Origin of the sequence: Dyadobacter sp. UC 10 (genome assembly GCF_008369915.1) — a bacterium.
Taxonomy (GTDB): Bacteria; Bacteroidota; Bacteroidia; order Cytophagales; family Spirosomataceae; genus Dyadobacter.
Genome location: NZ_VSRN01000001.1, coordinates 3,699,124 through 3,713,989, shown reverse-complemented (window position 1 = coordinate 3,713,989; position 14,866 = coordinate 3,699,124). Strand labels below are relative to the sequence as shown.

The 14,866-nt window shown below is 44.4% G+C and carries 15 protein-coding genes; 11 read left to right on the top strand and 4 right to left on the bottom strand.

Features of this window, described 5'->3' with window-relative positions:
* Nucleotides 1-422 precede the first annotated feature (422 nt).
* The gene (gene metG, locus FXO21_RS15340) at nucleotides 423-2,498 is read left to right on the top strand and encodes a methionine--tRNA ligase (RefSeq protein WP_149640892.1); all 2,076 of its coding nucleotides are present in this window, start codon (nucleotides 423-425) and stop codon (nucleotides 2,496-2,498) included.
* A 42-nt stretch (nucleotides 2,499-2,540) separates the two neighbouring features.
* On the opposite strand, the gene FXO21_RS15335 is transcribed toward metG, so the two are convergent.
* From FXO21_RS15335 to FXO21_RS15325, 3 genes are all read right to left on the bottom strand, one after another.
* On the bottom strand, nucleotides 2,541-2,876 hold the full coding sequence (locus tag FXO21_RS15335; RefSeq protein WP_149640891.1) for a hypothetical protein: 336 nt from the start codon (nucleotides 2,874-2,876) through the stop codon (nucleotides 2,541-2,543).
* A gap of 272 nt (nucleotides 2,877-3,148) precedes the next feature.
* Nucleotides 3,149-3,571 carry an Hsp20/alpha crystallin family protein gene (locus tag FXO21_RS15330; RefSeq protein ID WP_149640890.1) on the bottom strand — a complete coding sequence of 141 codons (423 nt, stop codon included), beginning with the start codon at nucleotides 3,569-3,571 and terminating at the stop codon, nucleotides 3,149-3,151.
* A gap of 237 nt (nucleotides 3,572-3,808) precedes the next feature.
* Nucleotides 3,809-4,084, bottom strand: a complete 276-nt coding sequence (locus FXO21_RS15325) for a SelT/SelW/SelH family protein (protein ID WP_149640889.1) — start codon at nucleotides 4,082-4,084, stop codon at nucleotides 3,809-3,811.
* A gap of 396 nt (nucleotides 4,085-4,480) precedes the next feature.
* Here FXO21_RS15325 and FXO21_RS15320 point away from each other — a divergent pair, with 396 nt between their 5' ends.
* The 5 genes from FXO21_RS15320 (at nucleotide 4,481) to FXO21_RS15300 (ending at nucleotide 7,901) form a co-directional block, all read left to right on the top strand.
* Complete coding sequence (locus tag FXO21_RS15320) at nucleotides 4,481-4,897, top strand: hypothetical protein (protein WP_149640888.1); 417 nt, start codon at nucleotides 4,481-4,483, stop codon at nucleotides 4,895-4,897.
* Nucleotides 4,898-4,915: 18 nt separating this feature from the next.
* Nucleotides 4,916-5,611: a hypothetical protein gene (locus FXO21_RS15315; protein ID WP_149640887.1), complete on the top strand. Its 696-nt coding sequence runs from the start codon at nucleotides 4,916-4,918 to the stop codon at nucleotides 5,609-5,611.
* Complete coding sequence (locus tag FXO21_RS15310; RefSeq protein WP_149640886.1) at nucleotides 5,601-6,467, top strand: sensor histidine kinase; 867 nt, start codon at nucleotides 5,601-5,603, stop codon at nucleotides 6,465-6,467. The genes FXO21_RS15315 and FXO21_RS15310 overlap by 11 nt, the downstream gene beginning before the upstream one ends.
* Before the next feature lie 6 nt (nucleotides 6,468-6,473).
* Nucleotides 6,474-7,133, top strand: coding sequence for a response regulator transcription factor (locus FXO21_RS15305; protein ID WP_149640885.1), 660 nt, complete (start codon nucleotides 6,474-6,476; stop codon nucleotides 7,131-7,133).
* A gap of 87 nt (nucleotides 7,134-7,220) precedes the next feature.
* Nucleotides 7,221-7,901, top strand: coding sequence for a type 1 glutamine amidotransferase domain-containing protein (locus FXO21_RS15300; RefSeq protein ID WP_149640884.1), 681 nt, complete (start codon nucleotides 7,221-7,223; stop codon nucleotides 7,899-7,901).
* A 4-nt stretch (nucleotides 7,902-7,905) separates the two neighbouring features.
* Here the strand turns inward: FXO21_RS15300 and rfbC are convergent, their stop codons facing one another.
* The gene (gene rfbC, locus FXO21_RS15295) at nucleotides 7,906-8,457 is read right to left on the bottom strand and encodes a dTDP-4-dehydrorhamnose 3,5-epimerase (protein WP_149640883.1); all 552 of its coding nucleotides are present in this window, start codon (nucleotides 8,455-8,457) and stop codon (nucleotides 7,906-7,908) included.
* Between the two features lie 101 nt (nucleotides 8,458-8,558).
* On the opposite strand from rfbC, the gene pyrF reads away from it, so the two are divergent.
* The 5 genes from pyrF (at nucleotide 8,559) to FXO21_RS15270 (ending at nucleotide 14,753) form a co-directional block, all read left to right on the top strand.
* Nucleotides 8,559-9,386, top strand: coding sequence for an orotidine-5'-phosphate decarboxylase (gene pyrF, locus FXO21_RS15290; RefSeq protein ID WP_149640882.1), 828 nt, complete (start codon nucleotides 8,559-8,561; stop codon nucleotides 9,384-9,386).
* A 46-nt stretch (nucleotides 9,387-9,432) separates the two neighbouring features.
* Entirely contained in the window at nucleotides 9,433-10,662 is a 1,230-nt protein-coding gene (gene lysA, locus FXO21_RS15285; protein WP_149640881.1) for a diaminopimelate decarboxylase, read from the top strand.
* Nucleotides 10,663-10,793: 131 nt separating this feature from the next.
* Entirely contained in the window at nucleotides 10,794-11,255 is a 462-nt protein-coding gene (locus FXO21_RS15280; RefSeq protein WP_149640880.1) for a YciI family protein, read from the top strand.
* Between the two features lie 130 nt (nucleotides 11,256-11,385).
* Complete coding sequence (gene clpB, locus FXO21_RS15275) at nucleotides 11,386-13,989, top strand: ATP-dependent chaperone ClpB (RefSeq protein WP_149640879.1); 2,604 nt, start codon at nucleotides 11,386-11,388, stop codon at nucleotides 13,987-13,989.
* Between the two features lie 212 nt (nucleotides 13,990-14,201).
* Nucleotides 14,202-14,753 carry a type 1 glutamine amidotransferase domain-containing protein gene (locus FXO21_RS15270; protein WP_149640878.1) on the top strand — a complete coding sequence of 184 codons (552 nt, stop codon included), beginning with the start codon at nucleotides 14,202-14,204 and terminating at the stop codon, nucleotides 14,751-14,753.
* The last annotated feature ends 113 nt before the right edge of the window (nucleotides 14,754-14,866 follow it).

The following is a 14,866-nucleotide window of genomic DNA, read 5'->3' as shown; positions in this document are numbered from 1 at the left end:
GGCTGCGCAGCCGATGCAAACTTCCTTTTATTCCGAAAAACACGCAATAACAAAAACTGGACAAAACTGGACAAAACCGGACAACAGTGTTAGCCTCGGAATTGACGTAGTATTTCTGAATAGATTTTCGGGGGGATCAAGCCCGGCGGAAGTTGGATGTTTAACGCGTTAAGTTTGCGCGAAAGCGTCTTAACAGATATTCCGAGCTCGTTAGCCAGTTCCTGGCGTGTTCTGTAATGTTCAGTCATTCGTGAGTGTATAGGTTTACTTCACAATAATATTAAAATAATTCAACCCAAAAAATATCTTGCCCCCAGTCATGACTTGAAATACACCTGATCAGGTTCGCCGAGTAGATGGCTTTTACTACTTTTGTCAGACACAGCACACACGCTTATCTCTACATTAATAAATTCAAAGTAATGAGCATTTCAAATCCAAAAAGGTATACCGTTACCGCAGCCCTTATTTATGCAAATGGCCCCATTCACATCGGGCATTTGGCAGGCTGCTACATACCGGCAGATATATACGTTCGCTACTTACGGGCTACCGGAAAAGAAGTAGCATTCATCAGCGGGACGGATGAGCATGGGGTACCGATCACCATCAGAGCAAAAAAAGAAGGATTGACTCCTCAGCAGGTTGTCGATAAATACTATGCACAGATCGACGCAGCATTTAAAGAACTGGGCATTTCATTTGATATTTACTCCCGGACCAGCAAGAAAATTCACCACGATACTTCCCGGGAAATTTTCAGGGATTTGTACGAAAAGAAGGTTTTCGTTGAAGAAACGACCGAGCAATACTTCGACGAAACGGCTCAGCAGTTTCTGGCCGACCGTTACATTGTTGGAACCTGTCCGGTATGCGCAAATCCGAATGCTTACGGCGACCAGTGTGAACGTTGCGGTTCTACATTGAGCCCATTGGAATTGAAAGATCCACGCTCTATGCTTTCCGGCGCAAAACCCGTTTTAAAGGCAACCAAAAACTGGTATTTGCCCCTGGATACGCTCCAACCACAGATAGAGCAATATATCAGCAGCCACCCTGAGTGGAAAACTAATGTACTCGGACAATGCCAGTCCTGGCTGAAAGACGGCTTGAAGCCCCGCGCCATGACCCGCGACCTAGACTGGGGTATTCAGGTGCCTGTCGAAAACACGGAAGGGAAAGTACTTTACGTCTGGTTCGAAGCGCCTATCGGCTACATTTCCGCGACCAAGGATTGGCTTACGCAGCAAAACGGTTCTGATGAAGGCTGGAAAAAATGGTGGCAACCGAAGGAGAATGCCGAAGATGGCGAAACGAAACTTGTCCATTTTATAGGCAAAGACAATATCGTTTTCCACTGCATTATTTTCCCGGCAATGCTGATGGCCGAAGGAAATTATATTCTTCCAGATAATGTGCCCGCCAATGAATTTATGAACCTGGAAGGCGACAAAATCTCAACCTCGCGTAACTGGGCGGTTTGGCTGCACGAATACCTGGAAGAACTGCCTGGAAAGCAGGATGTACTCCGTTATGTACTGACTGCCAATGCACCGGAAACCAAGGACAGCGAGTTCACCTGGAAGGATTTCCAGACAAGAAATAATAGCGAGTTAGTCGGTATCTACGGAAATTTCATCAACCGGGCACTTGTGTTGACACACAAATTCTGTGATGGAAAGGTACCTGAAACTTCTGACCTGCAAGAAATCGATGTTGCTGTGTTAAAGGAACTGGCTGCTTTCCCAGGAAGGATTGGTGAGTCTATTGAAACATATCGATTTAGAGAAGCATTAACGTTAATTATTGATCTGGCTAGACTTGGCAACAAATACCTGGCAGATACCCAGCCCTGGCACGTGATCAAAACCGATCCTGCGCGGGTCAATACGATATTGAATATCGCTTTACAGATTTCTGCCACACTGGCGATTGTATCAGAGCCGGTTCTTCCATTTACGGCCCAAAAGATCCGGGAACAGCTCGGGTTCGATGGCGGGTTATGGCAGGATGCCGGCAAGCCCGATCTGCTTGTAGCTGGTCGCCCCGTTAATGAGGCCAGATTACTGTTTGAAAAAATGGAAGACAGTATAATCGAAAAGCAGATCCAGAAATTACACGACGCCAGGCGGCAAAATGAACTGGAAAGCAAAACGGTCAGCCCGGTAAAGCCTGAGATTCTATATGACGACTTTTCAAAAATGGACATACGGATCGCAACGATCGTGGAGGCTGAAAATGTGCCGAAAAGTAAAAAGTTGCTCAAATTGCTGGTTGATATCGGATTGGAGCAAAGAACTGTATTGAGCGGCATTGCCGAGCATTTCAAAGCAGACGAAATCGTAGGAAAAAAAGTACTGTACCTCGCAAACCTCGCACCCCGTAAAATGATGGGTATGGAAAGTCACGGAATGATACTAATGGCTGAACACCGCGACGGGAGTCTGGCGTTTGTGCAACCAGGAAGTGATGTTTGGAATGGAGGCACTGTTAATTGAAACCAACAGAGCAGCGTTGAAATTTCGACGCTGCTCTTCGATCTATTGAAATTCTCTTTTGACCTGGCTGTAGACCATCTGAATTTTGCTAACCAGCGCCTGGCATTCCCTGTCGGTCAGTTGGTCAATGGTATTGCTAACCGCATTTGAAATTATCTGACCATCATCATTGATTTTGACACCTTTCTGCTTGATACTGGATAAAATGCTCTCCCACTCTCCGATCAGGTCCTCCGAAAAATACCTGGGTTCAATAATATTGAAATAAGCAGATTGGGATTTTAACTTTTGCTTAAGTTGCCCTGATTCTGCCGGCACGTTGAGTTCTTCGACTAATTTGGTCAGCTCAATATAGGCGAAGATGTTAGATTTTTTCATAGCGTTGAGTTTAAGAGGGTAATTTAACTAAGATCTATGCCAAGATAAGAATATCAAACTCCAATTTTTATGACTTCATTAATGTTTACCTTATGTTAATATAAACTATTGGAAGGATACAATTTCAAATTATTTGGGTTACAAATGCGCAATATCTCGATCAAATCGCAGATTTAAGTTCTGCCCAACTCCCGTATACTATATTTCTATCGCAAAAAAAACCCAACAGTTGTAACTGCTGGGCGACTATAATTAGATACAAATTCAGAAATCTACCAACGTTCGATATCTACCTTCCGGTGATAATCGCCCTGCTCATTTCCATAAGGTAAAAACAGGACAAGGTGACGAAGCGAATCATCATATTTCGCTGAGATATGCTCAATGTCTACTCCATCCGGAATGACAAAGGTATTGATGAAACGAACAGTCTTCCATTGCTCTTCTTCGGGAAGGTTATCCTGTGAAAATATAGGTAATAAGTGAAAAAGCTTTAAATTATTCGTGTTTCTCTTACCTTTTACAACCTCTAATTGAAGGTCTTCAACTTCGATGCCTGGAATTTTCACAACTACTTCAAACCCATCGGATCCCTTATCAAGCTTGATGGCCGGCTCGCTCATTCCACCATTGATCGTGTTGATAAAATCTATGTTCATCAACATTTCCTGTGGTATTTTAGGTTTGCTTTCCATAGCTATCGCGTTTTAGGTTCACAAGTTTTAAACCATTAACGAAAAACTACGTGCCAAAGATTATTATCCTGGCAAAAAATAGAAATCATTGCACCTATAAAATTATGTAACTATTTGAATTTCAATTTATTAAATAAATTCATAGCAGCAACCTGTTTCTTAACACTGATAACGAACCGGTCAAATTTTCAGGCAAGCACTCCCCAATACGACAATTTGTCCTGTTTCAACACGCCTTCATCGATCATTATGCCCTAATCCTCGATCAGGCGCGATAATATCTCTTATTTTTTGTTTCAACTCCTTTGGTTCGGGGAAATGTCCTTCCCGTTTTCTGTCCCAGATAAGATGGTCGTCGAGCTTGATCGTATACCTTCCCGGGACTTCGGAAGGAATCAGTTGTACAGCCCGCAGATCGACGGTAAATGTGGTTAGCACTTCCTGCGCCATCCACGCAGCCCTCAAAAGCCAGCCGCATTTGGGGCAGTATTCGATTGTTATGATCGGTTTCATGTGTTGTATCTCAAATTTGATTTCAAATAACGTAAAAAAGCCGCGAAGGAGACCTTCGCGGCTTTCATGTGTTAACCTAACCCTTTAATCCTGATGGAAAGTTTTTTACAGAAACTTCCCTAACGCCTGACAAATGTATATTGTCATTGTTCGAAATTTTAGAGTGAAAATCCCCGATTGCAATGCCAGGTAAATATTGCGCCGAAGGTTCGTAATTATCCGTGGCCCAATAAGTAATATTACGTGATTTTTGTTTACAGCAGGCGTAAAAACGTTGATTTTCAACATTTTATTAAAGTAACCGTTAAATCAAAACAACCGGATTTTATTGGTCTTCATATATGTGGTGGTTACATTTACACATGTTAAATACTCGTTTAAAAAACTCTCATTTATATGGATGCTAAAAAGTTTACCGGTAAAGAAGGACAACTTATTTCCGCAGAACAAGCACTGGATATTATCAAACCGCACCTGGGCCGGGAGCGCGAAATTCTTGGAAGAGGTGACAATTTTGTAAAGGCCGAATTTTTTGGACTCCATACGTTCAAAGACCTGATCAATCTTTACGAGGAAAGTTGTGTCGGTTTTCGCGTATATTATGGCGTTAAGGACGAAGAGGATAATTCAGAGAACGAAAAAGTGACCGCGGGCCGACGGGTTGAAAAGAAACCTACGCCAAGACTGGTAATTGTTCCCGTTGACGCCTATGGTAATGATCTTACCAAAACTGCCCGGTTAGGAGGTATGAAGGATATGGCCGCAGAAAAAGAGGCTATGGTTGGCGGACCGGTCTGCCCTCGTCACTGTTGATTTTTTAATCACTATTCAATGCTAGAGATTTATTTCTCTTATTTTAAGAGGCAACCTCTTGCAAGTATTCCGGTTTTTTTAACTCTGTTGCCCATATTCCTGATATGGCAGCGCAAAGCCTATCGGGACAATACTTTTCTAATACTCGGCATTTACCTGATTGTTAAGTTCATAATTGACTTTGCTATGTTCGACTGGGCTTCACACAAAAGAAATACAGTAGTTTTATACAACCTGAATGTCCCCGTCAGATACGTATTATCCAGCCTGATATTTTACAAGAAACTGGAAACCAAACAGTTCAAAAAGTGGGTATTAGTATCAATACCCCTTTTTGTTATTTTTTCCGTCTGGGACACGCTGCATACAAATCCGTCACTCGGGGATATGCATAATCATAAGATGGTTTTGTATTCCACAACCGTTGAAAGTCTCCTGATGTTATTCTGGGTTTTACTATATTTTTACAATACCATACGCGCACTAAAAATCCCAAATTTGCTTACGTATCCGTTTTTCTGGGTATGCTCCGGTTTGTTGATTTACTATTCGAGCTTTCTATTTATAGCCCCGGTCTTTCATTATTCTTCCAAATGGGAAGAATGGCTGGAAATTGGTTTTTTAACTTACGTACCTTACATGTTTGAATGCGTAAGTATTATTCTTTTTAGCATTGGGATAGCGCAGTTTTCAGACGAACTATATGCAAAATAATGAAGAGCTGAAATTAGCATTACTGATAGCATTGATAGCAATGCTGATGATGGCATTTTTTGTGATCTCATTTGTCATGTATTACCAAAAACGAAAGTTCGAAGAAGAAAAAAAAATTAACGACATTGAAAAGAATTACAATCGCCTGCTTCTCGACACAGCGCTAAATTCAGAAGAAACAGAAAGACGGCGCATTGCTCAGGATCTTCACGACGACATTGGCACCATGCTTTCACTTACCAAGCTCAGCTTGAACCAGTTGAGCAAGCTCGTAAATGCCTCCGACAATGAAAAGCAGGAGCAGATCATGAAGAAGTCCCAGTCCCTGGTAGAAGAGACGATCCTGCATGTAAGAAGGATTACGAGAGACCTCGTCCCTACGACCCTGGAAAGGTTCGGGTTGCTGGAAGCCTTTGAAGAGTTTATTGATAAGTTAGAGGAAGACAACAATCTTGTAATTTCCTTTCATTCCAACACTGCTGAATTTCCACGACAAGGTCAAAAACTCGAACTCACACTTTACCGCATTATGCAGGAATTGGTAAACAATGCAATCAAGCATGCAAATTGTTCCAGCATCGAAATTTCTCTTGGAATAGAAAACGAGATGATAAGCCTGCGTGTTACCGATAATGGGATCGGTTTCGATCCTGAAAAAATAAAGGAAAATAACCTTGCTGGACTGGGTTTGCTGGGAATCGAAAGCCGACTGGCCATCGTGAACGGAACGGTGCAGTATGAAAAGCCGGTCAAAGGGCAAGGTTCCAGCGCTTGTGCACGCATTCCGGTAATGCCGATGCCGGAGAATAAACCCGAACCATTGCATCCCTTCCGAAGAGAAAAAGTGAATGCATGAATTACTATGAGAACACTTAAATTAGGAATCGCCGACGATCATGAGCTGTTCAGAAAAGGATTCATATCCATGCTGAGCGGCATACCCGATTTTGAATTCGTTCTGGAAGCAGCTAACGGACAAGAGCTATTGGACAGGCTTCCTGCCAACACGCCCGACATCATTTTTATGGATTTGCAAATGCCGGTTATGGATGGTATTCAGGCTACCGAGGCTGCTTTTGAGAGATTTCCAAACATTAAAGTGATCGTAGTTTCCATGTATAACGAGGACAGGTTTGTTATTCACATGCTTGAAAAAGGAGTGCAGGGCTATTTGCTCAAAGATACCAGCCCCGACGAAGTTGAAAAGGCAATCCGCCGGGTAGATGAGGAAGGATTTTACTACAATGACTTCGTATCCAAGGCAATGCACCGAAAAATGGTAAACCGCCAGGTTAACAAACACCCGTTTTTCCCCAATGCGTGTAATGTAGCATTGTCTTCAAGAGAAAAGGAAGTTCTACAACTTATCTGTGACGGGCTTTCTACGCAGGAAATAGGCGACAAGCTCTTCATCAGTGTCAGGACCGTGGAAGGTCACCGGCTCCGGGTTCTTGAAAAAACCGGAACAAAAAGTACTGCGGCAGCAGTTTCTTTTGCATACAAAAATCAGCTGCTATCCTGATTTAATTTCCTGGATTAGCCCCGCATTGCCAAATACTTTAAACGGATTTTATAGTATCTTACGTGCAGTAACCATTCGCTGCATGCTATGAAAGTATTGATTGTTTGCACTAATCACGACACCTATCCTGCTAAAACAACTAAAACGGGAGTATGGTTAAGTGAGTTGACGCACTTTCATGAAGTAATGACCAAACGGGGAATATTGATGGACTTTGTCAGCCCCAAAGGCGGAAATATCCCTGTCGATGAGCGCAGTCTTGATTTTAAAGATGAATGCAATGCCCGGTATTGGGATGATCCTGTTTTCCGGAAAAAACTTGAAAATTCGTCTAATCCTTCACAAATACATCCCGAAGACTATCGCCTGATTTACTTCGCCGGTGGACACGGTGCGATGTGGGATTTTCCTGACAATCAGGATCTCATTCAAATAACGAAAGCGATTTATGAGAAAAGCGGGATGGTTTCTGCGGTAAGCCACGGCGTTTCCGCGCTCTTGAATGTCAAACTTTCAGACGGTTCTTATCTCATTCAGGACAAGTATCTGACAGGCTACTCGAATATGGAAGAGACATTGATGAGCTTTGTCAGTGAAGTACCTTTTTATCTGGAAGACAGGCTAAAAGAACGTGGCGCGCACTTCACCAAAACCATGATTCCGTTCGTAGAATTCATCGAACTGGATGAGCGGCTTATTACCGGTCAAAATCCCGGTTCCGCAAAAAAAGTTGCTTCAAAAGCGCTGGAAGAACTATTCGAAAAGTAATTGATCAGGCTCCTATCCTGCTGTCCGAGAAAAGAGATTTGAATGTGGGCAGAATAAGGTCCTTTTCGGATACGAGCGGATTTGCTATTCCCCAGTCAATCCCCAGATCCGGATCATTCCACACAATGCCCGACTCCGATTCCTTATTATACACATTAGTACATTTGTAGCTGAAAATACTGTCCTCCATCGCTACGAAACCATGCGCAAATCCTTCGGGAACGTATGCGAAATTATTTCTGTCGCCACGAAGTTCAAATATTTCATACTGACCGAAAGTGGGTGAATCCGGGCGGATATCAACAGCGACATCCAGTACAACGCCAGAAATCACCCTGACAAGCTTTCCCTGAGCAAAAGGCGCATTTTGAAAGTGCAATCCCCTGACAACACCTTTTTTCGAGAAGGACTGATTATCCTGCACAAAATGGGTCGGCAACCCAAGATTCTCAAATACCTGCTTGTTAAAAGATTCAAAAAACATCCCGCGATCATCTTCAAAAACGCGCGGAAAAATTTCTACTAGACCTGATATGGATGTTTCTCGAATATGCATGAATGTGATCTTCCTGTAAATTATGGATGCGATGTTATTGTCATGCAAATTTATGAATCTATTGTTAGAGGTTGTAATTTCGGCGCAATATTTCCCAGATCATGACTTACAAAGAGCTATTCCAGCAGATATCAGCTAAGCAAACCTATCTCTGTGTGGGGCTGGATACTGACATCCGTAAAATCCCTTCCCACCTGTTACAAGCAGCGGACCCTGTTTTTGAATTCAACAAACAGATCATCGATGCTACCGCCGACTATTGTGTTTCGTATAAACCAAATATTGCCTTTTATGAAGCATTGGGCGGGAAAGGTTGGGAAAGTCTGCAGAAAACCCTCGACTATATTCCTGACTCCCATTTCACTATTGCCGATGCCAAACGCGGTGATATTGGCAACACTTCCGGTTTATACGCCCGCACATTTTTCGATCCGGCTTCTTCGGGACTCAATTTCGATTCAGTTACCGTGGCGCCTTACATGGGCAGCGACTCGGTTCTTCCGTTTTTAGAACATAAAGACAAATGGGTAATATTACTTGCATTAACCTCTAACTCAGGAAGTTCAGACTTCCAACGACTGCAATTCCAGGGTATCGATCTTTACGAGCAAGTACTCAAAACTTCCCAGCAATGGGCTGGTGCGGACCGGATGATGTACGTGGTTGGCGCCACGCAGGCATCCGAGTTTGAGAAAATCAGAGCAATTATCCCCGAACATTTTCTGTTGGTTCCCGGCGTAGGCGCTCAGGGAGGAAACCTGGAAGAAGTTTCAAAATTTGGAATGAACAGCAACTGTGGATTACTGGTAAATGCATCAAGAAGTATCATTTACGCGGGTAACGACACAAATTTTACCCAAAAGGCCCGACAGGAAGCCTTTGCAATTCAGCAGGAAATGGCAACCTACCTGGACCGCTACTGCAAATAGTTATTTAATTTTTGGCCAATCAAACAAAGCATCACCGTTATAGTCCATGCAACTCGCAGAACAACATACGCTCTCCATTCAAAATATCGACCCGACAGAACTCTTAAGTGCCTACGGAAGTCCCCTGTATTTATATGACGGCGCAACGATCCGTCGCAAAGCGGAAGAGCTGAAAAATGCTTTCTCCGGGGTAGATATGAAAATCAAATACGCGTGCAAAGCGAATACCAATCTTTCGATTCTACGGTTAATGCGGGAAATTGGCGTAGAGCTCGACGTGGTTTCACCCGGCGAGCTGGAAATGGGTATGATCGCGGGTTATGCTGCTAACCAGATTACTTTTACCCCAAGCGGTGTTCCGTTTGAGGAAGTGAGGGCGGCCGTGGACGCCGGCGCGATCGTGAACGTGGATAGCATACCACTTTTGGAATGGTTTGGCCAGACCTACGGGAATACGAAACCTTGCCTGATCCGCATTAAACCCAATGTAGCTGCGGGAGGAAATGCAAAAATCATGACCGCACACGCTGACTCCAAATTTGGTATCTCGGTTTTGCTTCTTGACGAAGTATTGGAAGTGGTCAAAAAATATGACATTAAAATTATAGGCTTACATCAGCATACCGGGTCAGACATCAAGGACGCGGAGCCTTTTCTGAAAGTTGCCGATATTCTTTTCGAAGCCGCCAAACGTTTTCCCGATCTCAAAATCATTGATTTGGGGGGCGGATTCAAAGTTTCCTATTTACCGGGGGACCATGTTACCGACATGGAATTACTGGGGAAAAATATTTCCGAACGATTCAAAAAGTTCTGCCTGGAATATGGAAAAACCCTGCAACTATGGTTTGAACCGGGCAAATTTCTTGTCAGCGAATCCGGCTTTCTGCTTGTGAAAACGACGGTTGTGAAAGAAGACCCTGCCCGGAATTTCGTTCACGTAGACTCGGGGCTCAACCATCTGATCCGCCCGATGATGTATGGTTCTTACCACCATATCCTGAACATTACAAATCCGGAAGGGCCGCTGAAAACCTATAATGTAGTGGGCTACATTTGCGAAACAGACACTTTTGCAAGCGACCGCGAACTACCCGAAGTGCGGCCCGGAGACGTGCTCGCATTTTTGAATGCCGGTGCCTACGGCATGACAATGAGCTCAAACTACAATGCCCGGTTACGGCCAGCCGAAGTTTTGATCGACAACGGAAACGCAAAACTGGTGCGCAGAAGGGAGACACTCGAAGACCTTTTAAAAACACAAACCGACATTTAACAATAGATTTCTGACACCTCGAAAAGCCGCCTGATTTAAACCGGGCGGCTTTTATTTTGACCTTTGCTTTCGCGCTAAATCTTTGTCAAATTATAGATACATTTAATATCAACTTAAATAACCAACTGACCATGAAACTAATATACTTCCTGGCTCTGACTGCTTCTATCACGTTATCCGGCAATCTCCACGCGCAATCTTCCAAATCTGCTTATGATTCCACATTGGCTAAAAAGCTGGGCGCGGATGAGTACGGGATGAAAAAATATGTGATGGTTTTTTTGAAAACGGGCACTGTTACAAATCTTGCGAAGGCCAAAACCGACAGTATTTTCATGCTACATATGCACAATATCGACCGGCTTGCGGACGAAGGAAAACTCGTCGTGGCCGGGCCATTTTTCAAGAATGACAAGTACCGGGGCCTTTTCATATTAAATGCAACTACTCTCGAGGAAGGTCAGCGGCTCGTAGAAACAGATCCAGCCGTGAAAGCCAGGCTGCTGGAGCCTGAAATGCTGCTTTGGTACGGCAGTGCTGCCCTGGCTGAAACTTTGGACATTCACAAAAGAATTCAGAAGAAAAGCATGTAAGCGATCACAACTGAGACATTTTGTCTTGATTTTCCCAAAATGGCTCGCACAAATGCCAGAATTTCCGATTTCGTAACGCGGCACACACTTTGCCAAGTGCTAATTAGCATTAAACAACGAAATCATCGCCATGAACTTTAACCAATATACCATCAAGGCGCAGGAGATAATACAGCACGCTGCGCAAATGGTCCAGGGCAATCAGCAACAGGCTATTGAAACCGGCCACGTTTTAAAATCCATATTAGAGGAAGATCCCAACACTTCCCAGTTTCTCCTTAACAAGCTCAATATCAGCGCGGATATTCTAAATAGCCGGCTTCAAAAGATATTGGACGGCTATCCGAGGGTATCGGGTGGTCAGCCTTATCTGGGCAACGACATGGCCGCTGCAAGCGGAAAAGCCCAGCATTATCTAAAAGAGTTTGACGACGAATTTATCAGTATTGAATTGCTGTTGCTGGGTATACTCAGCGGAAAAGACACCACAGCAACGCTGATGAAGGAGTTGGGTTTTGAAGAAAGGAAGCTTATCAATGCAATCAAGGAACTTAGAGGAAAAAATAACCCTGTGAAAGATCAAAATGCAGAAGCCAAATATCGCTCTTTGGAACGATACAGCAAAAATTTGAATGAGCTGGCCAAGGCCGGTAAGATTGACCCGGTAATCGGGCGGGACGAAGAGATCAGGCGCGTTTTGCAGATATTAAGTCGTCGTACTAAAAATAACCCTATTCTTTTGGGAGAGCCAGGAGTAGGCAAAACAGCGATTGTTGAAGGGCTCGCACAGCGTATTGTCCAAGGCGATGTTCCTGAAAACCTGAAATCCAAAACGATTGTATCCCTGGACATGGGGCTACTGATCGCCGGTGCCAAATATAAAGGTGAATTTGAAGAGCGGCTAAAAGCGGTAATTAAAGAGGTAACCGACTCCGAAGGCGAGATCGTACTTTTTATCGACGAGATCCACACACTGATCGGCGCGGGCGGTGGCGGCGAAAGCGCAATGGACGCTGCTAACCTGCTGAAACCTGCACTGGCAAGAGGCGAACTTCATGCAATTGGCGCTACTACTTTGAAGGAGTATCAGAAGTACATGGAAAAAGACAAGGCACTGGAACGTCGTTTCCAGGCTGTAATGGTCGATGAACCTAATATCCCGGATGCAATCAGTATTTTAAGGGGTATCAAAGAAAAATACGAACTGCACCACGGCGTGCGGATCCAGGACGATGCGGTGATCGCTGCGGTGGAGTTATCCAATAGATATATCAGCGACCGGTTTCTGCCTGATAAGGCTATTGACCTGATGGACGAGGCCGCTTCTAAACTGCGGCTGGAAATGGACAGTGTACCCGAAGAGCTCGACGAGTTGAACCGCCGCATTATGCAGCTGGAAATTGAACGCGAGGCGATCAGGAGGGAAAATAACAAAGACAAAGAAACCGTCCTGAATAAGGAAATCGCCGACCTCAGCGATGAGCGCAATACATTGAAAGCGCAATGGGAAAATGAGAAAGGCAAAGTCAATGAGGTCAGGACGCTGAAAGAGCAAAGCGAGCAACTGAGACTGGAAGCCGAGCAGGCAGAACGTTCCGGCGACTTTGGAAAAGTGGCGGAGATCCGGTACGGGCGCATTCCCGAAGTGCAGCGGCAACTGGAAATATTGCAGAATTCAGAAAATGAACAGAGCCTGATGCAGGAGGAAATCACGCCAGAAGATATTGCTGAGGTAGTGGCTAAATGGACCGGGATACCTGTCAGCAAAATGCTGCAAAGCGACCGCGAGAAGTTGCTGCAACTGGAAGAACACCTGCACCAGCGTGTGGCCGGACAAGCCGAGGCGATTGAGGTAGTGTCGGACGCAGTAAGGCGCAGCCGGGCGGGTTTACAGGACGCCAAACGTCCGATCGGCAGCTTTTTATTCCTTGGCCCTACCGGCGTTGGAAAAACAGAGCTTGCCAAAACACTCGCTGAATATCTGTTCAATGACGAAAATGCGATGGTGCGGATCGATATGAGCGAATACCAGGAACGCCACGCAGTAAGCAGATTGGTGGGTGCGCCTCCGGGATATGTGGGGTATGATGAAGGCGGACAGCTGACGGAAGCAGTTCGGAGAAAACCTTACAGTGTGATTTTACTGGATGAGATCGAAAAAGGCCACCCTGATGTCTGGAATATATTATTGCAGGTGCTTGACGAAGGCCGGCTCACCGATAACAAAGGCCGGGTTGCCAACTTCAAGAACACGATCATTATCATGACCTCCAATATCGGAAGCCATATTATCCAGGAAAAATTCGCCGAAGATGAGGGCTGGAACCATACCCTGATCGTAGAAGAAGCTAAAACGGCTGTTCTGGATCTGCTGAAAGCATCAGTAAGACCTGAGTTTTTAAACCGGATCGACGAAATCGTTCTGTTTGAGCCGCTGACACTACAAAACATCCGCAAGATCGTGGACATCCAGTTCAAAGGGATTCAGAACATGCTCCGCGAACAAGGTATCACGCTGGATGCTAGTGACGAGGCATTGACCAAACTGGGTGAAGATGGTTTTGACCCTGCATTCGGTGCACGACCGCTCAAAAGGGTAATGCAAAGAAGGATACTCAACGAGCTTTCGAAAGGTATCCTGAGCGGCCAGGTCGCCAAGGATTCGGTGATCATGATGGAATTGGACGCTCACGGAGATCTGATATTTGAGAACATTGGCAGTGTCGAGATTTAATTCTTGAAATAATTATAATAGAAAAAGCAGTCTTCCGACTGCTTTTTCTATTTAATAAGGTTTGGGGAAAGATAAGCTGAGGTTCCACATATGTAGATTGTGAGCTACGCAAACGTTTGAAAAATGGCTCCTACATGATGTTTACAATTTGGCATAATTTTTGTGCAATTAAATACCTGAATTATCTAAACCTTTATTCCATCACGAACTCCATGTTACAAACGCTAAATTCATTTAAAGTTGCAATTCTGGTTGCAGATGGATTTGAGCAAGTCGAAATGACCTGCCCCAGAAAAGTCCTAGATCGGATGGGCGCAACGACCCACCTGATCTCCCCGAACAAAGATCAGGTGAGGGGATGGAGCCACCTGGACTGGGGCGAAAAGCACAGGGTAAATGTGCCGCTTCAAATGGCCCGGCCGGAATATTACGACGCACTGTTGATTCCTGGTGGCGTCATAGGGCTTGATGCGCTGCGGATGCAACAAAAAGCCATTGATTTTGTGAAGTCGTTCTTTATCAACGGTAAACCCGTAGCCGCGATATGCCACGGGCCTCAGATATTGATCGATGCTGATGTGGTACTCGGACGAACGCTTACTTCTTACGCTGCCATCCGTCATGATCTTGAAAATGCGGGAGCGATCTGGATTGATCAGGAAGTGGTGACGAATAACGGTTTGGTAACCAGCCGAACAACCGACGATCTTTCCGCATTTACAACTTCCATGCTCAAAGAATTTAATCTTGAATTACAACATTGATATTCATTAGCAAACTATAAACGACAAAAAAAGCATCCATGCCAGGATGCTTTTTTTGTTTCCTATTACATTCAAAGTTATAATATTGCGCATTCATTAAAGTGTTCAATACT